The 20,170-nt window shown below is 45.2% G+C and carries 19 protein-coding genes; 1 reads left to right on the top strand and 18 read right to left on the bottom strand.

Annotated elements, in window-relative coordinates:
* Nucleotides 1-6: 6 nt before the first annotated feature.
* From buk to DMO16_RS02360, 4 genes are all read right to left on the bottom strand, one after another.
* The gene (buk, locus tag DMO16_RS02375; protein ID WP_206738043.1) at nucleotides 7-1,113 is read right to left on the bottom strand and encodes a butyrate kinase; all 1,107 of its coding nucleotides are present in this window, start codon (nucleotides 1,111-1,113) and stop codon (nucleotides 7-9) included.
* A 25-nt stretch (nucleotides 1,114-1,138) separates the two neighbouring features.
* On the bottom strand, nucleotides 1,139-2,239 hold the full coding sequence (gene bcd / locus DMO16_RS02370) for a branched-chain amino acid dehydrogenase (RefSeq protein WP_061970915.1): 1,101 nt from the start codon (nucleotides 2,237-2,239) through the stop codon (nucleotides 1,139-1,141).
* A gap of 11 nt (nucleotides 2,240-2,250) precedes the next feature.
* On the bottom strand, nucleotides 2,251-3,156 hold the full coding sequence (gene yqiS, locus DMO16_RS02365) for a phosphate butyryltransferase (protein WP_129475146.1): 906 nt from the start codon (nucleotides 3,154-3,156) through the stop codon (nucleotides 2,251-2,253).
* Between the two features lie 138 nt (nucleotides 3,157-3,294).
* Nucleotides 3,295-5,349, bottom strand: coding sequence for a sigma-54 interaction domain-containing protein (locus tag DMO16_RS02360; RefSeq protein ID WP_129475144.1), 2,055 nt, complete (start codon nucleotides 5,347-5,349; stop codon nucleotides 3,295-3,297).
* A gap of 136 nt (nucleotides 5,350-5,485) precedes the next feature.
* Here DMO16_RS02360 and DMO16_RS02355 point away from each other — a divergent pair, with 136 nt between their 5' ends.
* Nucleotides 5,486-5,722 (top strand): DUF2627 domain-containing protein, encoded by a 237-nt coding sequence (locus tag DMO16_RS02355; protein ID WP_129475142.1) that lies wholly within the window; start codon nucleotides 5,486-5,488, stop codon nucleotides 5,720-5,722.
* Between the two features lie 98 nt (nucleotides 5,723-5,820).
* Here DMO16_RS02355 and spo0A read toward each other — a convergent pair whose 3' ends face one another.
* The 14 genes from spo0A to accB form a co-directional block, all read right to left on the bottom strand.
* Nucleotides 5,821-6,627 carry a sporulation transcription factor Spo0A gene (gene spo0A, locus DMO16_RS02350; RefSeq protein ID WP_061970925.1) on the bottom strand — a complete coding sequence of 269 codons (807 nt, stop codon included), beginning with the start codon at nucleotides 6,625-6,627 and terminating at the stop codon, nucleotides 5,821-5,823.
* Nucleotides 6,628-6,886: 259 nt separating this feature from the next.
* Entirely contained in the window at nucleotides 6,887-8,188 is a 1,302-nt protein-coding gene (spoIVB, locus tag DMO16_RS02345) for a SpoIVB peptidase (protein WP_129475140.1), read from the bottom strand.
* A gap of 141 nt (nucleotides 8,189-8,329) precedes the next feature.
* Nucleotides 8,330-10,039: a DNA repair protein RecN gene (gene recN, locus DMO16_RS02340; RefSeq protein WP_061970930.1), complete on the bottom strand. Its 1,710-nt coding sequence runs from the start codon at nucleotides 10,037-10,039 to the stop codon at nucleotides 8,330-8,332.
* Between the two features lie 51 nt (nucleotides 10,040-10,090).
* On the bottom strand, nucleotides 10,091-10,540 hold the full coding sequence (ahrC, locus tag DMO16_RS02335; RefSeq protein ID WP_061970932.1) for a transcriptional regulator AhrC/ArgR: 450 nt from the start codon (nucleotides 10,538-10,540) through the stop codon (nucleotides 10,091-10,093).
* Nucleotides 10,541-10,703: 163 nt separating this feature from the next.
* Entirely contained in the window at nucleotides 10,704-11,531 is an 828-nt protein-coding gene (locus DMO16_RS02330) for a TlyA family RNA methyltransferase (RefSeq protein ID WP_129475138.1), read from the bottom strand.
* Complete coding sequence (gene dxs, locus DMO16_RS02325; RefSeq protein ID WP_061970936.1) at nucleotides 11,528-13,429, bottom strand: 1-deoxy-D-xylulose-5-phosphate synthase; 1,902 nt, start codon at nucleotides 13,427-13,429, stop codon at nucleotides 11,528-11,530. Before dxs ends, DMO16_RS02330 begins: the two co-directional genes overlap by 4 nt.
* Before the next feature lie 21 nt (nucleotides 13,430-13,450).
* On the bottom strand, nucleotides 13,451-14,050 hold the full coding sequence (locus DMO16_RS02320) for a hypothetical protein (RefSeq protein WP_061970938.1): 600 nt from the start codon (nucleotides 14,048-14,050) through the stop codon (nucleotides 13,451-13,453).
* Between the two features lie 730 nt (nucleotides 14,051-14,780).
* Nucleotides 14,781-15,659 (bottom strand): polyprenyl synthetase family protein, encoded by an 879-nt coding sequence (locus DMO16_RS02315; protein WP_129475136.1) that lies wholly within the window; start codon nucleotides 15,657-15,659, stop codon nucleotides 14,781-14,783.
* The gene (locus DMO16_RS02310) at nucleotides 15,660-15,896 is read right to left on the bottom strand and encodes an exodeoxyribonuclease VII small subunit (protein ID WP_061970942.1); all 237 of its coding nucleotides are present in this window, start codon (nucleotides 15,894-15,896) and stop codon (nucleotides 15,660-15,662) included.
* The gene (gene xseA / locus DMO16_RS02305; RefSeq protein WP_129475134.1) at nucleotides 15,889-17,238 is read right to left on the bottom strand and encodes an exodeoxyribonuclease VII large subunit; all 1,350 of its coding nucleotides are present in this window, start codon (nucleotides 17,236-17,238) and stop codon (nucleotides 15,889-15,891) included. The genes DMO16_RS02310 and xseA overlap by 8 nt, the downstream gene beginning before the upstream one ends.
* 12 nt (nucleotides 17,239-17,250) lie before the next feature.
* Nucleotides 17,251-17,646: a transcription antitermination factor NusB gene (nusB, locus tag DMO16_RS02300; protein WP_061970946.1), complete on the bottom strand. Its 396-nt coding sequence runs from the start codon at nucleotides 17,644-17,646 to the stop codon at nucleotides 17,251-17,253.
* Between the two features lie 143 nt (nucleotides 17,647-17,789).
* Nucleotides 17,790-18,197 carry an Asp23/Gls24 family envelope stress response protein gene (locus DMO16_RS02295; RefSeq protein WP_061970948.1) on the bottom strand — a complete coding sequence of 136 codons (408 nt, stop codon included), beginning with the start codon at nucleotides 18,195-18,197 and terminating at the stop codon, nucleotides 17,790-17,792.
* Nucleotides 18,198-18,214: 17 nt separating this feature from the next.
* Nucleotides 18,215-19,576 carry an acetyl-CoA carboxylase biotin carboxylase subunit gene (accC, locus tag DMO16_RS02290; RefSeq protein ID WP_061970950.1) on the bottom strand — a complete coding sequence of 454 codons (1,362 nt, stop codon included), beginning with the start codon at nucleotides 19,574-19,576 and terminating at the stop codon, nucleotides 18,215-18,217.
* An 11-nt stretch (nucleotides 19,577-19,587) separates the two neighbouring features.
* Nucleotides 19,588-20,088, bottom strand: a complete 501-nt coding sequence (gene accB / locus DMO16_RS02285) for an acetyl-CoA carboxylase biotin carboxyl carrier protein (RefSeq protein WP_061970953.1) — start codon at nucleotides 20,086-20,088, stop codon at nucleotides 19,588-19,590.
* Nucleotides 20,089-20,170 lie beyond the last annotated feature (82 nt).

Genomic DNA, 20,170 nt, shown 5'->3' with positions numbered 1-20,170 from the left:
GTATCGTTAGTTTGGACTTAATACACCTGTTGCGCCGTATTCTTTGGCTTGTTCCTCGCCTCTCAGGACACGGAGTCCTCCTTCAGCGAGCGCCTGAAGTTCGTTTTCTCCTGGCTGTACAATGACATCCGCTATCCATTCTACACGTTCCATAATTTTTTTCACAAATTCTTTGCCATAAGCAAGTCCCCCAGTGATAATGATGGCGTCCACTTTACCGCCAAGAACTGTGCTTTGAGCTCCTATTTCTTTCGCTACCTGGTAAGCCATTGCGTCATAGATCAATTTGGCCTGTTCATTTCCGCCAGCAATCATTTCTTCTACTTTTACCGCATCATTGGTACCCAGATAGCCGACCAGTCCGCCTTGTCCCACAAGTTTTTTCAGCAGTTCTTCTGCATAGTATTCCCCGGAGAAGCACAGCTCTACCAAATCACCGATCGGCACCGTTCCTGCGCGTTCCGGTGAAAAAGGGCCTTCGCCGTGAAGGCCGTTATTTACATCGATGACTTTGCCCAGCGCATGGGCGCCAACAGTAATGCCACCACCCATATGCGTAACAATTAAATTCAGATCATGGTAGGAACGTCCAAGCTGTGCAGCCACTCTTCTGGCCACGGCTTTTTGGTTTAAAGCATGGAAAATACTTTTACGCTCAATATCCGGGATTCCGGAAATCCTTGCGACTGGCTGGAGCTCATCGACAACAACAGGGTCAACGATCAAGGCAGGAATGTTTAGTCCTGAAGCGATCTCAAAGGCAAGAATGCCGCCCAGATTGGATGCATGCTCGCCTGCGTATCCCTCCCTCAGATCAGCAAGCATAGTCTCATTCACATGATAGGTACCGCCTTCAATCGGCCGAAGCAGCCCGCCGCGGCCAACCACGGCATTCAGCCTGGAAATATTGATCCCTTCATGATCAAGAGTTTCCAGTATCGTTTGTTTGCGAAAAGTATACTGGTCAATAATTTGTTCAAATAAAGCAAGACAATCGCTGTCATGGCGAATTGTTTTTTCAAATACGGCACGTTCATTGTCGAAAATCCCGATTTTGGTAGAGGTTGATCCCGGATTAATGACAAGCAGACGATGTTCTTTCAAAGGCACCATATAAACCTCCAATTCACTAACGCGATTAACGAGTTCTGCTGGACAAAATATGACGTTCATTGAGAAGGAACTGGCTTCTTGAATTGCGCATTCTCTCAATGCGTTCCTCGGCCAGACGGTCTGCCGCCAGATAAGTCGGAATGTGATCGCGCTTTGAGATTTCGATAACTTTGGCAATGTTGTCATAAATGGTTTCTACTTTTTTCATTGCACGGTCCCGGTTGTATCCGTTCAGTTCATCTGCTACGTTAATTACTCCTCCTGCATTGATCACGTAATCGGGTGCATAGACGATTCCCATTTCATGTATGGCATCCCCGTGGCGTGTTTCACGCAGCTGGTTGTTTGCCGCACCTGCGATCACCTTTGCTTTAATTTGGCCGATGGTTTGATCATTGATGATGGCTCCAAGTGCACAAGGTGCAAAAATGTCACATTCCACTCCGTAAATCTCATCAGGATCAACGGCTGTTGCCCCAAACTCTCCCACAACACGGTCAACAGCTTCTTTATTAATATCCGTTACAATCAGCTTTGCACCTTCTTCATGCAGGTGGCGGCAAAGATTATAAGCAACGTGTCCCACACCCTGAACAGCAATAATTTTGCCTTCCAAAGAATCTGTTCCAAATGCTTCGTTCGCTGCAGCCTTCATTCCGCGGTATACGCCATAAGCGGTAACAGGTGAAGGGTTTCCAGAAGAGCCAAACGCCGGAGAAACGCCTGTTACAAAAGGTGTTTCCTGATAAATGATATCCATGTCCTCAACAGTTGTACCAACGTCTTCTGCAGTAATATAACGGCCATTCAACCCTTGGATATAGCGGCCAAAGGCGCGGAACATTTCTTCGTTTTTATCTTTTTTCGGATCTCCGATGATAACCGTTTTTCCGCCACCCAAATTCAGTCCGGCTGCGGCATTCTTATAAGTCATTCCTCTTGCAAGACGAAGTGCATCTTCCAGTGCGTCTTCCTCGGATTTGTACGTCCACATTCTTGTGCCGCCAAGGGCCGGTCCAAGCGTTGTATCGTGAATCACGATAATCGCTTTTAATCCTGATTGTTTATCCTGACAAATCACCATTTGCTCATAATCGTACGTTTCCATGTATTTAAAAATTTCCATTATAATTCCTCCTAGATGTTTTTATATTGTAATGTCTTCACCGCAAGCGCGATGGAGAATAATTTACTTTCTGCACTGTCGGCTCTTGAAGTTAGCACGATGGGTGCACGGGCGCCTGCAATGACTGCACCGACTTTTGCTCCGGAAAAATAAATGAGAGACTTGTACAGGGCGTTGCCCGTTTCAATGGCCGGGACAAGCAGGATGTCCGCCTTGCCCGCCACTTCACCTGTAATTCCCTTATGTTCTGCCGCTTCAGGTGATATGGCATTATCCAAGGCGAACGGTCCTTCAACGATACAGTAAGAAATTTGGCCCCGCTTGTTCATTACAGTCAATGCGCTTGCATCAAGCGTTGCCTGCATGGAAGGATTTATCGTTTCAACCGCTGCGAGAACAGCTACTTTCGGCATCACCACTCCAATTCCTTTGGCAATCAGGGCTGCATTTTCAATGATTTGTGCTTTTTGCTGCAAATCAGGATTAATATTCATGCCTGAATCGGTCACAAAAATCAGACGGTCATAGCCAGGAACCTCAAACGCAGCCACATGGGATAATATTTTACCCGTGCGAAGACCAGCTTCTTTATGAAGAACGGCTTTCAGCAAATCCGAAGTGGGAATCATCCCTTTCATCAGAATGTCTGCTTGTCCGCTGCTTACTCGTCTGACCGCTTCCAATGCTGCCTGATCAGGACTTGCTTCAATGACCTGCAGGTCCGATGCCTCCCCGAAGCTATGCTGTTCCAGCAAAAATTTTATTTTTTCAGCATTCCCGACAAGGATAAAGGATGCGATACCCCGTTCGTAGGCCTGTTTGACAGATGCAATAACTTCTTCATCTTCTGCAGCAGCAACTGCAACTGCTTTCTTATTTTCTGCAGTTATGGAGTTCAGCAGATGTTCTAGTTCCAATGTTCAGCCTCCTTTATGCCGCCCTGCTTATATATTGCAAGAACCGTGCCAAAAAATAAATGTTAATGTATATGGTTTAAATTTCATTTACCTATGAATAGTATTGCACACTATGAAATTTTTTGCATGCAACACACTTCAGTCTTCTGTTTGAATTCCATATTTCTCAAGTTTGTAATACAGATTTCGAAGCGATATACCAAGAGCTTTTGCACACTTTGTTTTATTTCCATCAACCTCCGCAAGCGAGTCAGATAGTATTCTTTTCTCCACTTTGTCCATTTGTACAGATAGCGATTCTATGTCTTTTGGCGAAATCATTCTTTTGTGCGAATCTTCTTGTTTGATTTGTGACGGCAAATCAATATGAACGCCGTTGATTTTTTGTTCATGCGGTTCCATATGAATCATGGCTCTTCCTAAAACGTTCTCCAGTTCCCTTACGTTGCCGGGCCACTCATACTGTTTTAGTATTTCTTCCGCCTGCTCTGTTATTTCTTCAATATTTTTTCCATAATCCTGATTGAGCTTTTTGATCAGATGCTCAGCCAGCATCCGGATGTCCTGTTTACGTGCTCTAAGTGGCGGAATATAAATTGGCATGCGATTCAACCGGTAGTACAAATCCTCGCGAAAAGCACCATCAGCTATCTTTCTTTCAAGGTTAATGTTTGTCGCTGCAATTACCCTTACATTAATGGAAATGGACTTGGTGCCCCCTACTCTCCGAATTTCTTTTTCCTGAAGCACCCGAAGCAGTTTTGCCTGCATCGCCGGTGCCAGCTCCCCGATTTCGTCAAGAAAGATACTTCCTCCATTCGCCTCTTCAAACAAGCCTCGTTTTCCACCGCGGAGCGCTCCGGAAAACGCGCCTTCCTCATATCCAAACAGCTCGCTTTCAAGCAGCGATTCAGAGATGGCTGCACAATTGACTCTTATAAATTTGTTGTATTTTCTGCTGCTTCCGTTATGGATGGCATGAGCGAAAAGCTCTTTTCCCGTACCGGATTCCCCCCTGAGCAGGACAGTGGCAGGTGTGGAAGCAGCAAGTCTTGCCTGTTCCACCGCAAATGTCATTTCCTCGGATTCGCCTTTTATGTCTTCAAAAGTATATTTCGCTTCCAAAGTCCGGATAATCTGGCGGGCACGGCTCAATTCTTCTGTCAAAGATTTAATCTCCGAAACGTCGTGAATGACACCCACACTGCCTTTTAGCACCCCGTCAACGATAATGGGAGCCACATTCACTACAACGTCCCTTTTTTGCGGTCCAACCTTCAAACGGGCTCCCCTCACAGGTTTTCGGGTTTTCAGCACCTGCATATGTATACTTTCTCCTTCTGAAATATCAATGGTTGCAGGTTTTCCAATCACCTGATCGGATTTCAGGCCTGTGAGCTTTGTATACGCAGGGTTTATCATGATTCCCTTGCCTTCTTCATCCACGACAGAAATGGCTTCTTCTGATGATTGAATAATCGCATGAAGCATGGACTGAATGCTTTTTAAATTGGTAACCTCCTCAGCCATGTTGATCATTTCCGTGATATCCTTAAACACGGCAAAAGCACCCATTTTATTTCCATATTCATCGATGATCGGAATGCGGGTGGTAATGATTTTGGTACCGTTATCCAATATTTGTTCCTGATTGATTTCTTCTTTCCCCTCGATCATGACACGCGGCAGCTGGCTGGAAGGAATGACATCCTGTACCGGTTTGCCCAACACTCGTTCTTGATCCTGCCCCGTCATTTTCGCTGCACTTTTATTAAACAGCGTGACGTTAAACTTATCATTTATTGCAATCATTCCATCATGCGTCGAATCCAGAATGGTGTTGATTTTATGAAGCTTATTACGGTAAGAAGGAATGGACCCTTCGCCGCCGGACAAGGAGTGAAAGAATTGCCAGGCGGTGGAAGATGTTACAATGCTAACATTGTTTTTAAAAATATTTTTTGTATCATGATGATCCAGCCGGCCGGAAAAATCGATCACAAGCTCAACATCGGAAGCTGCTGCTTCGGAAAGCGTCTCCCTGATCGGAATATCATACTGGTCTGCCAGGCTGCTCAATTCTTTTGTAGATTTTGCAACGATCGAACAAAGTTGCAGCACATGGGAAGATGCGAGTAACTGCACCAAGGATTCAAAATGCTCTCCTGTCCCATAAATGACAGCTTTTTGCATAGGCAACTCCTTCTCTTTGCAATTATTTTCATACTTTTATCATACTGGTTTATGAAAAGGTTTGCAATATCAGTCTTTCCATGTGTACAACCCTTCCAATCTAAAGTACAATGAGGATGGAAAAGGAGAGGACGTTATGCAGCGTTATATCGCCCTGTTGATTATGGTCATTCCAGGTGTTGCCGGAGTGATTGGTGTAAAACTGATGAGAGATGTCCTGTTTGGCATTTTGCATCATGGGTTTTTCGCCCTCTGGTTTCAGTTTCTGGGCGGATTGGTTCTTTTTGCAGCTGGTCTTTCGTTTGTCGGAGGCTTCATTTTTTATCGGGACCGGAAGCGAAACAAGGTTCAAAACCGTTTTCAACGCAAATAGTCCGCTGAAGATCATTCTTCAGCGGACTATTTATTATGGTGTGTTTGATTATATAAGATAGGGAAGGAATACTGGATTAGGATAACTAACTTTTGGGATTATACGGTCATCCCTGATTTATGCTCAATTCTTAGCTTATCTGCAACCATCGCAATAAATTCGGAATTGGTAGGTTTGGCTTTGGACATGGAAACGGTATACCCAAACAGCGATGAAATGCTGTCAATGTTGCCCCGGCTCCAGGCGACTTCAATCGCATGCCGTATGGCCCGTTCCACCCGGCTGCTGGTGGTGTTAAACTTTTTGGCAATGTCCGGATAAAGAACTTTTGTAATGGATCCAAGAAGCTCTATGTCATTGTAAACCATGGAAATCGCCTCACGCAGATACATATATCCTTTAATATGCGCAGGAACGCCAATTTCGTGAATGATACTTGTAATGCTCGCGTCCAGATTACGTGGCGGCTTGGAGGAATTCACCGATGCTGACGATCGTGCTGACGCCGGACGCTGGACAAACGAGTGGTCCGTTCCACAAATTTGGCGGATCTGGCTTGAAAGATTATCCATATCAAACGGTTTCAGGATGAAGTAAGATGCTCCCAGATCCACTGCCTTTTTAGTCACATCTTCCTGACCAAAAGCCGTCAGCATGATAACATTAGGTTGTGGAAGATGTTCACTTGAACGGATCCTCTCAAGAACGGCGAGACCATCAAGATGAGGCATGATGATATCCAAAACGAGAACATCAGGCTGTTTATCTTCAAGGACATTCAGGCATTCCTGGCCATTATAGGCCACACCAATCACTTCCATATCATCCTGGTTTGCCAAATACTCTTTCAGCAAACTGATTAATTCGCGGTTATCATCAGCCAAACAAACTTTTATTTTTTGCACGAATATTCCTCCCTATCCAACATTTTCTCTTTTACACTTTAAGATTTCCACAAAAAACCTGTTTTCCCTTTATTTTTTCTCAAATTATTAATTTTGGTTACTATAGCACATTTTCTCTTCAATTATCTTCGGTTTTCGACATCCTTTTAATTTTTTAACCACGCTTGTCGAATTTTCTTTATACTCACTATTGTACAAAAAATTCATAAAAAAGTCTATGTGCCTTCCGATGAAACGAACAGAAAAAAGCAGAGGCGGATTAGCTCGCCTTCTGCTTTTGCTTTCCATATATATCAATCCCGGCTTCATCAAGCATCCATTCAATGTGAACACCATATCCTGATGTGGGATCATTGACAAATACATGAGTAACGGCTCCAATTAGTTTGCCGTTTTGAATGATCGGACTTCCGCTCATCCCCTGTACGATTCCGCCGGTTGCTTTAAGCAGCCTTGGATCGGTAATTTTAATGACCATTCCTTTTGTAGCTGGAAATTTCTGAGGAATAGAACTGACCACATCTACTTGAAAGGCTTGAACTTTGGTGCCGTTCACGACCGTAAGAATCTTAGCTGGCCCTTCCTTTACCTCATGCGAAAGTGCGACAGGTAATGGTTTGTTCCAATTTCCATTGGATAACCCTTCACTAAGCTTTCCGAAAATCCCAAAGGGACTGTTTCGGGAGATGCTTCCAATGCTTTCGTTTTCATCAGTGAACCGTGCGAGCTTTTCGCCCGGATGTCCGTTGCTTCCCTTTTCAATGCTTGTTACTGTTGACCGGAGTATTTCTCCTTTATTGACGACAATCGGCTGCTTCGTATCCATATCTGAGATCACATGACCGAGAGCTCCGTATTTTTGTGTATCCGGATGATAAAATGTCAGTGTGCCCACACCTGCTGCAGAATCCCTGATATACAAGCCGATGCGATAGGATAAATCATGCTTATCCTGAAGAGGCTGAAGCTGTCTATGATACGTTTTTTTGTTGCGGATCAGTGTTACATCCAGCTTGCTCCCTGTTTTCCCCGCTTGTCTTACGAAAGGAGCGACATCACCCATCCTGGCAATACTTTCTCCGTTAATTTTGGTGATAATATCACCAATTTCAATATTTGCGATTTCACCTGGTGACTTTTGTCCTTTTTTCGTGTCCACTAGATGATGGCCTACGACCAATACACCCAGCGTGTTTAATTTAACCCCGATGGATTGCCCCCCGGGCACAACCCGCAGCTCCGGCAATGCGTTTACCCCAATTTTCTTTAACGGAAAGCCCCCTGCTTCAACTGTGACCACAGAATCACCATCCTCTACTGCATGAACAGAAAATGAGTGCTGGCCTTTTGATTTACCGACCGAGAAAATCGCTTCGTTCTTATCGGATGATACAACATCAGTCCCAGCAGGGAGGTGAGGAACCGCACGTTCCTGCCCATTGAATACCTTTATGGCTGAAGGAAGACCAACATAGTCCTGAACCGGCTTCAAAAAACCGATTCCCACCAGGCATCCAAGGAGAATCACACCAAAAATCCGCCTTATTTTATCTTTAACCATCTTTCACTCTCCTCGCTCCTTACCCACACCTCCAACATGGCTGTACTACTAATTTTGCCTTAGAACTGTAAGATTATAACCGCATAAAAAGAAAAAGCTATCCTGAAATGGATAGCTTTACATACGTATAACAAGAAAGAGCTATGAGGTTTTTTTTATTTCATCCGCCAGATCAAGAAGCTCCCTTGCATGCTGTTTGGTCAATTCGGTAATTTCCACACCTGAAATCATCCGGCCAATTTCGTTGACCTTTTGACTGGTTTCCAGTGATACAACATGAGTGGTGGTGCGCTTGTTGGTGGTTTCTTTTGAAATATGCAAATGGGTATCCGCCATGGCAGCCACCTGCGGCAAATGCGTAATACACAGAACCTGAGAGCCTTCGGACACCCTGAAGATTTTTTCAGCAATCGCCTGTGCGACTCTTCCGCTGACACCGGTATCCACTTCGTCAAAAATGATGGCTGTGATGCCCTGATGCTCTGAAAAAATGGACTTTAATGCAAGAATAACCCGGGAAAGCTCCCCGCCCGATGCCACTTTGGCAAGGGGCTTTAATGGTTCACCGGGATTCGTTGAAATGAAAAACTCTGCATGGTCGCTTCCATACTTTCCAAAATCCTGCTCACGCACTGCACCTTCCTCCCCTAAAGAGGAAATCCTTATGTCAAACACCGTTTTTTCCATATAGAGTGATTTAAGCTCCTGATGAATATCTGCGATCAGGCTTTCTGCAAGTTTTTTTCGTTTTTTACTTAACTTCATCGCGTTTTTATGCAGCTGCTTTTCTTTTTTCTGCAGCTCCTTACGAAGGCTTTCAATATTACCGTCCTTGTTCTGGAGCATGTCGAGTTCTTTTTCAATTTTAGCGGCATAGTCCAGGATCTCATTTACACTGTTGCCGTATTTTCTTTTCAGCTTGCTGATCTCATTTAGCCTTGTTTCAATAAAATCCAGCCTTGCCGGATCAAACTCCATCGTTTCAAAGTAATTGCGAATGGTAAACGCCGCTTCTTCGAGCGCATAAAAGTGATTGGCGACATTTTCCTGCAGCTTATTCAGTTCGTCATCCAGATCGGCCACATTCTGCAAATGGCTTAATGCGACAGATACATTCTCAATCCCTTTGTTTTCTCCGTACAGAGATTCATACGAATCCTGAAGACTGTTGAACAGCTTTTCGTAATTACCGAGCTTCAGCTTCTCTTCCTGCAGCTCATCATCTTCATTCGCAAGAAGTTCCGCACTGTTGATCTCCTCCAGCTGGTATTGGATTAAATCCAGCCGCTGATTCATCTGCTGTTCATTTTCAGTCAAGTTCCTCAACTGCTTATGAAGATCCTTATAGTTTGCATAAACCGACTGATATTGGGCGATCAATTGCTCCATTTCTTCGCCGCCAAAGCTGTCCAAAAGCGACAAATGCATCTCCGGCTGCATAAGGTATTGGGTTTCATGCTGTCCATGGATATCCACCAGCGATTGCCCAATATCTTTCAGCAGCGTAAGCGTCACAAGCTTGCCATTGATCCGGCATACACTTTTTCCTGATTCCATAATGTCTCTTTTTAAGACCACCATGCCGTCGGGAATATCAATTCCCAACTCTTCCGCCTTCGCATAAACAGGATGCGGAGCATCCACCAAAAACAGGCCTTCGATCTCCGCTTTGGCCGTTCCATAACGCACGAATTCAGAAGATCCTCTTCCTCCTATAAGCAAACCAATAGCGTCAATAATAATGGATTTACCTGCACCTGTTTCACCCGTTAAAACCGTTAATCCTTTATTAAATGAAATGGTTAATGCCTCTATAATCGCAAAATTGCGGATGCTTAATTCTGCCAGCAATACTATCACACCTTACCTTCTATGCTTTTTGCGCCAAATGGCGCCGGGTCGCTACAGCATGTCCAAAAACCGTTGCGAAACATCCGGAGAAACATCCTTTGAACGGCAAATCACGAGGATCGTGTCATCTCCGCAAATCGTTCCCATAATGTCCTCCCAGTCCAATTTGTCGATGAGCGCACCGATGGCATTTGCATTCCCCGGAAGCGTCTTCATAACAATCAGATGGTCAGCCTGATCAATGCTCACAAAGCTGTCAATTAATGTTCTTCTCAGCTTTTGAAGCGGATTGAACCTTTGGTCAGCGGGGAGACTGTATTTATACCTTCCATCCGACATGGGTACCTTTACGAGATGCAGTTCTTTAATATCACGGGAGACCGTTGCCTGCGTCACATTAAAATGAGCATTGCGAAGCTCCTCGACCAGGTCATCTTGTGTTTCAATTTCTTTATGTGTAATGATTTCCCTTATTTTAATATGACGTTGGCCTTTATTCACATCTTTCACCTCATTTACGAACAAATCTGCTCATATTCTTAAGTATCTGCTCTTATCTTATAATATTGTCACTAACTTGTACATTCTTTACAGCTATCCTTACCTTAACCGGTATTTTAGAAAAAAAACCCGTATCACATGTTTGTAATACGGGTTTTGTGCATTATTCGCCGTCGTCTGCTTTTTTGAACTGTTGATGAGCTTCTTCCACGACGCGTGAAATCTCTTTCGTTGAAAATAGTTCACCGTCCACTTCTTTTGCTTTAAGATGTACCAGAAATTCGATGTTTCCTTCGCCGCCGGTGATGGGAGAGTGGGAAAGACCGCTGACGCTGTACCCTTCATTTTGCGAAAACTGAATAATCTCCTCGATAACCCTCCGGTGAATAGCAGGATCCCGTACAATGCCTTTTTTCCCAACGTCCTCTCTGCCCGCTTCGAACTGCGGTTTGATCAGCGCCATGACGCTTCCACCAGGCTTGATGATGTTTTTCAGGACAGGAAGAATCAACCGTAACGAAATGAAAGAAACATCAATGGATGCAAAATCTGGAAGCCCCTTATCCAGATCCTCCGGCTTTACATATCTAAAGTTCGTTCGTTCCATAACAGCAACCCGGTCATCCTGGCGAATCTTCCAGGCGAGCTGGTTATAGCCTACATCCAGGGCATACACAAATTCAGCACCGTTTTGCAGGGCACAATCTGTAAATCCGCCGGTTGAGGCTCCTATATCGAGCACCGTAAGACCCTTCAAATCAAGATCAAAAACTTTAATGGCCTTCTCAAGCTTCAGCCCACCCCTGCTGACATAGGGAATAACATTTCCCTTTACCGACAGAGGGGCTTCCACATCAATCTTTACACCAGGTTTGTCTAAACGTTCACTGCCGGAATAAACCAGTCCCGCCATGATGGAACGTTTTGCTTTTTCTCTTGTTTCGCTTAATCCACGCTCTACGAGCAAAACGTCGATTCGTTCCTTTTTCATGTATACAAACCCTTTTTCTTTTTATCGGAAACCAATTTTTTTGTCCGCTCAACAACAACCTCGGTCGTCATTCCAATTTCTTCGAGAAGCTTTGTCACGCTCCCGTGTTCAATAAAGCAATCCGGAATTCCCATTCTGTCCACAATGGTGGAATGGAATTGATGATCATTGGCATACTCCAGAACGGCGCTTCCAAAGCCGCCCTGCAGCACCGCTTCCTCAATCGTCAAGATGGGAAGGTCCTCCTGCAGGATTCCCATCATCATCTTATGATCAAACGGCTTGATGAACCTTGCATTGACGACTCTCACTGAAATCCCTTGTTTTGCAAGAATCTCCCATGCTTCAAGTGCCATCGGAATGGTCGTTCCAAAGGTTAGAATGACAGCATCACTGCCTTCTTTTAACACTTCCCAGCTGCCAATTGGAATTTCTTCCAAATCAGGATCCATTTCAATGCCTATGCCGTTTCCCCGCGGGTAACGAATTGCAATTGGGCCGTCATCGTATTTTACAGCAGTATTGACGAGATGCTGAAGTTCATTCTCGTCTTTCCCCATCGCAATGACCATATTCGGCACATGGCGCATAAAGGCAATATCAAAGACACCCTGATGAGTTTCTCCATCGGCACCCACAAGTCCGGCGCGGTCGATCGTGAGAATAACGTTCAAATTTTGTCTGGCTACGTCATGCACAAGCTGATCATAAGCCCGCTGAAGGAACGTGGAATAAATCGAAAGCACAGGCTTCATGTGTTGCGTGGCCATCCCGGCTGCCATGGTCATGGCATGTTGTTCCGCAATTCCGACATCAAAAAGCCGGTCTGGGAATTTTTCTGCATATCCCTGCAACTGTGACCCCAAAATCATGGCTGGAGTAATAACGACAATCCGTTCATCGGTCTCAGAGAGCGTGCAAAGCGTATCGCTTACGAGCCTGCTGTAAGAAGGCGCTGCCTGTTTTGCCTTGATTTTCTCACCGGATTCAATCTTGTAGGGCCCTACACCGTGCCAGTGATCAATGATATCCTGTTCTGCGGGTTTGTACCCTTTGCCCTTTTTGGTTAGTACATGAACGATTACGGGACCTTCTGTCTTTTTGGCATAGCGGAGGTTCTCCTCCAGATCTTCCAGATCATGCCCGTCCACTGGTCCAAGATAGGTGTAGCCAAGTTCCTCAAAGAACATGCCAGAAACGAGCATATATTTCAGGCTGTCCTTCACACGTTCGGCCGTGGCTGCCAGCTTCCCGCCAAAGGCAGGAATCTTGCGGATCAGTGATTCGAGTTCATCCTTGGCCTTATTGTACTTCTTGGCGGTTCTCATACGTCCGAGCACACTGTGAAGCGCACCCACATTTGGCGCGATGGACATTTCATTGTCATTTAAGACCACAATTAGGTCTTTCTTTTCATGACCGATATGATTTAAAGCTTCAAGGGCCATGCCTCCTGTTAACGCACCGTCCCCGATGATCGCAACTACCTTTTCATCGGTTCCTTTCAAGTCACGCGCAACCGCCATGCCCATCGCAGCAGAAAGCGATGTGGAGCTATGACCGGTTTCCCAGACATCATGCTCGCTTTCAATGCGTTTCGGAAAACCGCAAAGGCCTTTATACTGGCGTAGTGTATCAAACTGGCCGGTTCTTCCGGTCAGAATTTTGTGGATATACGCTTGATGGCCAACGTCCCAGATCAACTTGTCCTTTGGGCTGTCAAAAATTTTATGAAGAGCAAGAGTCAGCTCAACGACCCCTAGATTTGCCCCAAGATGCCCGCCGGTTACGGATAATTTGCTGATTAAAAACTGCCGAATCTCAAGCGCAAGTTTTTTAAGCTGTTCTTGATCATAATTCTTTAAGAACTGAGGGTTTTGAATCTCTTCCAGTTTCATGGAAAATCCTCACTTTCCAATTTAGTTCCTTCTCTTTCCTCTCTTAGAAGAAGTACCAAATAATCTAATCTTTAATTTTTCCTCAAAAAAATATAATAAACGGCCCACTTGAAAAATAATGGCTGTCGCATGATGGATGGCATAGGACTTGCCGAACGCCTTGCCTCCAACAGTTATGGCCGCAATGATTCCTGTAAATAAAATGGATATGGTATGTTCAAACAACGTTCCCTCTCCATGCCCGAGCGTCATCGTTAATTCAATGATAACCGCTGCGGAGGCCGTACCACTGATAATTCCCGAAATATCGCCGATGACATCATTGCAAAAGTTGGAAACCCTGTCCGCATTCCGGGTGATCTGGATCGCGTGCCGGGAGCCTGGAACTTTTTCTGAAGCCATGGCATGAAAAGGCACTTCGTTGGCTGCTGTGGACGCTACTCCAATAATATCAAAAAACACACCTATAAGAACAATAATTAACACAATCACCATACCCATGCCCCATGATACACCACTTAGCATCAAGGTGGAAGCCACTGAAAAAATTGCCGCTAACACTAGGGTGATAACGGCAATGCCTGTACTCCATTTTATCGATTTATGAAATGAATGCTTCATAAAAAACTCCCGGATAAAATGAATGCCTTACGCTTAACCAGGCGTAAGGCCTCATTTGAATTATGTATGAGGAGTGGTCATTCAAAAAGTAAACGCTGCGGCTTAGGTCCAGTAGGTTTTCCCAAGAGGAAACGAATTTGTCGCCAAATTCGCGGTTTCCCTTTACTTCCTCCTTAACGCAGTCGCCTGGCGTTAGACTGGATTGCCACTTAGTCCGCACTATAATCCTTTTTGAATGTCGGTGGGAACAGTCTAGGAGTTTTCCTCAACAGCCCTTCCCCATTTCCCTAGCCTCTTTTGCAGAGCTGATTTCATATGGCATAAACAAAGATCCAGCGGCCAACCGTCACCCGTTTCCATGTCCATAATCCCCTCAAACTCCACTCAAGGCAGGCTACGCTGCTTGTTTCCGCTCAAGGATTGAGCAGAACAAAAACAGGTTCAAACCCCATTTCACAGCAAGGTATTAGAACACAAGCCGCAAAGATGGGGGCCTCCGCGGAAGCAGGGTCATCGCCCACATGCCATTGTGGATCGCCCTGCGACCTTAACTCCCAGCGTCAACCCAAGGCTGGGCGCCTCAAGCCGGCACCAGGAACTTCATCGATGTGCCCTTTGGCGGATTTTTAGGCCCGCCTTCAGGAATGGGAGACTGACTAGAATACTGCACCACTCCAAAATATTTCTTATCATACCATAAAATCGGACAGCCAACAATAAGCCCAAAACCTTAATGGTTTCTATTTACAATATAATCAGCTATGCCTTCAAGTATGACTGGATCTACATCCGCTTTTCTCAGATTTTCTTTGGAGAGCATAAGATGGCGGGCAAGCTGTTCTTTAGCACCGTCAAGTGTGAGCAGCTTCGGATACGTACTTTTCATATTGTGCTCGTCACTTCCTGCCAATTTCCCCATCAGTTCTGAGTCCCCCATCACATCGAGGATATCGTCCTGAATCTGAAATGCGATGCCAAGATGTCGGCTGAACGCCCTAAGCTGTGCCAAATCGTGTTCGGAGGCATTGGCCAAAATGGCGCCAAAAAGGACGGACGCCTCAAGAAGACGGCCCGTTTTTCTTTCATGTATGGATTGAAGCTCATCGAGAGTAAGATCCATGTTTTCCGATTCCATGTCCACGGTCTGACCCGCCACCATTCCTTCAGCTCCGGCTGCTTCAGCCAATAAGGAAAGAAGTTCAACTTTATGACCGGAGGTATACGTGCTGCTTTGGGCAATCAACTGAAAACTCATGGTCAAAAGGGCATCACCGGCAAGAATAGCGGTCGCTTCTCCGAACATTTTATGATTTGTGGGTTTTCCCCTTCGTAAATCATCATCATCCATGGATGGGAGATCATCATGGATCAAGGAATAGGTATGAACCATTTCAAGCGCACACGCCGCCTCCATCCCTATTTCAGCTCTCTGTCCGAAGGCTTCCAGCACGGAGAGCGTTAATATGGGGCGAAGCCGTTTCCCTCCAGCTTCAAGCGAGTAAAGCATGGCTTCCTTCAAACGGGATGGAATGGCTTTATCCTTTATATAAGAAGGAAGGTATTCATCAATCAAATGTTTTTTGTCTTTCAGGTAATCTTGTATCTTCATCTATTGTTCATCGTCCTTAACAAGAAAAGGTTCGGACTCTCCATTGTCTTTCATGATTGTATCCATTTTCTTTTCGATGTTCTGCAATTTGGAATGGCAGACCTTCGATAAAGCCATCCCTTGTTGAAACAAATCGATGCTTTCTTCCAATGGAACGTCTCCTTCTTCCAGACGCTCGACGATTTGCTCCAACTGTTCCATCGCTGCTTCAAATGTAATATTTTTTTGTTCAGCCATTGTTTTTCTCCTCCAATCCCCATACCTGGCAATCCAGTTTTCCATCCTGAAGCCTTACAGTCACTTTATCTCCAGGCTGGACTTGTCCCACACTCTTTACAAGTTGTTCTTCTTCTGTATAGACAAGACTGTAGCCCCTCTCCATAACAGCGAGCGGGCTAAGTGCGTTCAAACGCGACAGCTTCCCCTGGAAGCCTGTCTGGCTGTTTTTTAATTGCTGCAGCATCGAGCGTGAAAGCGATCTTCCCAGCTTCGATTGTCTTTCTTTCCATTTCTGAATCTGATCCGCCGGTGAAAAATAAGAAAGCTGTTTCTGACGCTCACTTATCTTGTTCTTTTGGAAATCAATATTCCGCTGGACTTCACGTGTCATGGATTCCATCACCCGGTCCAGTTCTACCTCTTTTTGCTTGATGAGTTGATCTGGATAGCGGAAGGCATACGATTTCTGCAGCCGTGACAGCTGTGTTCGGTATTGGGCAATCTGCTCACCCATCGCACGCCTGAGCCTCATCGTCCGCTGCGTAAGCCTGTCTTGAAGTTCATCCATATGGGGCACCGCTAATTCCGCTGCCGCAGTAGGTGTAGGGGCCCGCAAATCCGCGACAAAGTCGGCGATTGTAAAGTCGGTTTCATGGCCGACTGCCGAAATAACAGGGATCACTGACCGGTGAATCGCTCGCGCCACCACTTCCTCATTGAAGGCCCACAGCTCCTCGATTGAACCTCCCCCGCGCCCTACAATAAGTACATGCGCGGAGCCGGCATTCGCCTTTTCAATCGCTGAGGCGATAGAAGCAGCTGCTCCTGCCCCCTGGACCAAAACCGGGTATACCGTCACCTTGGTCACGGGAAATCTCCTCTTGATGGTGGTAATAATATCCCTTACCGCAGCACCGGTCGGCGAAGTAATAACACCAATTTCAGAAGGAAAGGATGGAATTTCTTTTTTGAAGTCAGCATCAAACAGACCTTCTTCTTCCAGCTTCCTTTTCAGCTCTTCATAGGCAAGAAAAAGGTTCCCCACACCATCCTTCTTCATCGATCTGGCATAAAGCTGATACTGTCCCTGAGGTTCATAAACCGACATTTCACCCTGAATCAAAACCTTCATCCCGTTTTCTGGCTGGAAGGAAAGAAAGCGGTTGTTGCCGGCAAACATGACAGCATTCACTCTGCTGTGTTCATCTTTCAGCGTGAAATACAAATGGCCGCGGCTATGTCGTTTCACATTGGACAGTTCTCCGCGGACCCAGACATTATTGAGATTTTGGTCTTCTTCAAATACCCGCTTAATGTAACGGGTAACCGAACTTATCGTTACATAACGGTCATTTTGCACAGAAATGTCTCCTTATTTTGAAAAATGCTGTACGACTTTGACGAGCACGCCATTAACAAAACGCCCTGACTCTTCTCCACCGAAGACCTTTGCAAGTTCAATCGCTTCATTCATGGAGACATTAACCGGAATATCATCAAGAAACTGCATTTCGTAAACAGCGAGACGCAATACCGCTTTTTCCACATTTGCCAGCCGTGAAAAACTCCAGTTTTCCAGATGGCTGGAAATCAGTTCGTCGATTTCCTTTTTGTGTTCCATTGTTCCAAAAACAAGATGGTGAAGGAATTCGTCCTCTCTTTCTCCTTCTTCCAAAACATGCTTTATGGCAGCTTCCGGTTCAATATCACTCACTTCGATTTGAAATAAAGACTGAAATGCCTTTTCTCTTGCAAGTCTACGTTTCATCTTTTACGTCCTTTCTGCTTCGTACCTTAATATAAATGAAATCATATCACATGTAGTAAAAGGTTAACAACGCAGGTTCCAGATTTACTGCAATACAACTCATTTTTCTCAAAAAAATAAAGGGGATATAAGAATCCCCTTCCTCAATATGCTTCAGGTGCTTCCAGCGTCTTCTCTTTGGCTGTGTCAAATTGCACGCCAACGACAAAAATGTTGATTTCACTGGCTTCAAGGGCCGTCATATTCTTCAATCCCTGACGGATATGATCCTGAATATTCTGAGCCACTTCCGGAATGGAAACCCCATAGTTCATGATCACATAAACACTGATGGCGATTCCTTCTTCACCAAGCTCAACTTTCACACCCTTGCTGTGGGACTTCTTGCCGAAACGTTCCGCTACGCCGGTTGCAAAATTCCCTCTCATGGATGCAACACCTTCAACATCCGAGGCTGCAATGCTTGCAATCACTTCAATCACTTCAGGTGAAATTTCCACCCTTCCAAGTTCTGAATGATGTTCTTCCATCTCAAATGTAAGCTCACTCATTGATTACACCTCCATGCCTAATTAACCGACTTTGACGTCAAATCATGAATCTCTAAAAACTTTGTATTAAAGTCGCCGTTTACAAACGTCGCGTGGTTTAAAAGACGCAAGTGGAACGGAATTGTTGTATGCACGCCTTCAATGACAAATTCATTCAACGCCCTTTTCATGCGATCGATCGCTTCCTGTCTCGTTTTTCCGTAAGTGATCACTTTCGCAATCATGGAATCATAATAGGGAGGTATGGTATACCCCGGGTAGGCGGCAGAATCAACCCGGACACCCAAGCCACCGGGAGGAAGATACATTTCGATTTTCCCTGCTGATGGCATAAAGTTTTTATCCGGATTTTCCGCATTGATACGGCATTCAATCGACCATCCCTGAAACTCGATATCTTCCTGTGTAACACTTAGATGTTCACCTGAAGCGACACGAATTTGCTGTTTGATAAGGTCAATGCCTGTTACCATTTCTGTAACGGGATGTTCCACCTGGATCCTTGTGTTCATTTCCATGAAGTAAAAATCACCGGTATTATGGTCAAAAATAAATTCTACTGTGCCGGCACCTGAATAGTTAACAGCCTCTGCAGCCTTAACCGCGGCCGCACCCATTTCTTGGCGTTTTTCAGGAGAAATCGCCGGTGATGGTGTTTCCTCAAGAAGCTTTTGCAGTCTTCTCTGGATGCTGCAATCCCGTTCTCCAAGGTGGATCACGTTCCCATAGTTATCTGCCAGCACCTGGATCTCAACATGGCGGAAATCCTCAATGTATTTTTCAATATAAACTCCCGGATTACCGAATGCTGTAGCGGCTTCCTGCTGGGTGATGTTGATTCCCTTCACCAGTTCAGCTTCTGTTTTCGCAATACGGATTCCTTTTCCGCCTCCGCCGGCTGTTGCTTTTATAATTACAGGATACCCAATTTCTTCCGCAAGTTCAATGGCTTCATCTTTTCCGGAGATGATGCCTTCAGAACCCGGAACAATCGGCACACCTGCTTCTTTCATGGTCGCTCGGGCAACGTCTTTTATGCCCATCTTATTAATGGCATCAGCGCTCGGTCCTACAAACTTCACATTACATTCAGCACAAATTTCCGCGAAATCGGCGTTCTCCGCCAAAAATCCGTAACCCGGATGAATCGCATCGCTACCTGTCAGCATTGCTGCGCTCATGATGTTGGTAAAGTTCAGATAGCTGTCCTTGGATGATTTCGGACCAATGCAATACGCTTCATCGGCCAGGCGGACGTGAAGCGCATCTTTGTCCGCTTCCGAATAGACAGCCACCGTTTCGATATTCAATTCCTTACATGCTCTGATAATCCGGACAGCAATTTCTCCCCGGTTGGCAATTAGCAGCTTTTTAATCATGTTGGACACCTCTATTCCGCTTTAACTAAAAAGAGGGGCTGTCCATATTCAACGAGCTGCCCGTTTTCAACAAGGATTTCAACGATTTCCCCATTTACTTCTGCTTCAATTTCGTTAAACAGCTTCATCGCTTCAATGATGCAAACGATGGAGTCTTTGCTGACCTTATCTCCTATTTTCACATAGGCAGGGTTTTCTGGTGAAGGTGATGCATAAAAGGTACCTACCATCGGAGATTCCACTTTATGTAAATTCGCATCTTCCTGTGTCTTTTCCGCAGCTGAAGCCTCAGGCGTTTCTTGGGGGGCTGGCTGTGCCGGTACGGATGGCGCCGTTTGTGCTGGAGGCGCAAAAGGAACTGCGGCAGGAGCTTGCGGTTCAGCAGCCTGCTGAATTTTTACTTCATTTTTCTTCAGGACAATTTTTTCTCCGTCATTTTCAAATTGAAATTCATCAATACTGGATTTGTCAATTAGTTTAATCAATTCTCGGATTTCTTGTATCTTCAACACGCTACTTCCACTCCTTTGTTCATCTATAAACGGTGTTGTAAGCTTTGATTTAGTACCTTCTTTTGTTACCTGGTACTAGCAA

This window comes from Fictibacillus sp. S7 (genome assembly GCF_004127935.1).
Taxonomy (GTDB): Bacteria; Bacillota; Bacilli; order Bacillales; family Fictibacillaceae; genus Fictibacillus_C; species Fictibacillus_C enclensis.
Note: the sequence above shows the minus strand (reverse complement) of the source record. Positions and strands in the feature narration are given on the sequence as shown.

What these genes read in the sequence shown, in the direction of transcription:
- spoIVB (WP_129475140.1), bottom strand. Translation starts at nt 8,188, where the DNA reads ATGGTTAAAGATAAAATAAGGCGGATTTTTGGTGTGATTCTCCTTGGA.
- DMO16_RS02360 (WP_129475144.1), bottom strand. Translation starts at nt 5,349, where the DNA reads ATGCAAAAAGCTGTCATTTATGGGACAGGAGAGCATTTTGAATCCTTG.
- nusB (WP_061970946.1), bottom strand. Translation starts at nt 17,646, where the DNA reads ATGAAACGTAGACTTGCAAGAGAAAAGGCATTTCAGTCTTTATTTCAA.
- DMO16_RS02330 (WP_129475138.1), bottom strand. Translation starts at nt 11,531, where the DNA reads ATGAAAAAGGAACGAATCGACGTTTTGCTCGTAGAGCGTGGATTAAGC.
- accC (WP_061970950.1), bottom strand. Translation starts at nt 19,576, where the DNA reads ATGATTAAAAAGCTGCTAATTGCCAACCGGGGAGAAATTGCTGTCCGG.
- buk (WP_206738043.1), bottom strand. Translation starts at nt 1,113, where the DNA reads ATGGTGCCTTTGAAAGAACATCGTCTGCTTGTCATTAATCCGGGATCA.
- dxs (WP_061970936.1), bottom strand. Translation starts at nt 13,429, where the DNA reads ATGAAACTGGAAGAGATTCAAAACCCTCAGTTCTTAAAGAATTATGAT.
- bcd (WP_061970915.1), bottom strand. Translation starts at nt 2,239, where the DNA reads ATGGAAATTTTTAAATACATGGAAACGTACGATTATGAGCAAATGGTG.
- DMO16_RS02355 (WP_129475142.1), top strand. Translation starts at nt 5,486, where the DNA reads ATGCAGCGTTATATCGCCCTGTTGATTATGGTCATTCCAGGTGTTGCC.
- DMO16_RS02295 (WP_061970948.1), bottom strand. Translation starts at nt 18,197, where the DNA reads ATGAGTGAGCTTACATTTGAGATGGAAGAACATCATTCAGAACTTGGA.
- DMO16_RS02320 (WP_061970938.1), bottom strand. Translation starts at nt 14,050, where the DNA reads ATGAAGCATTCATTTCATAAATCGATAAAATGGAGTACAGGCATTGCC.
- DMO16_RS02310 (WP_061970942.1), bottom strand. Translation starts at nt 15,896, where the DNA reads ATGGCTGAACAAAAAAATATTACATTTGAAGCAGCGATGGAACAGTTG.
- DMO16_RS02315 (WP_129475136.1), bottom strand. Translation starts at nt 15,659, where the DNA reads ATGAAGATACAAGATTACCTGAAAGACAAAAAACATTTGATTGATGAA.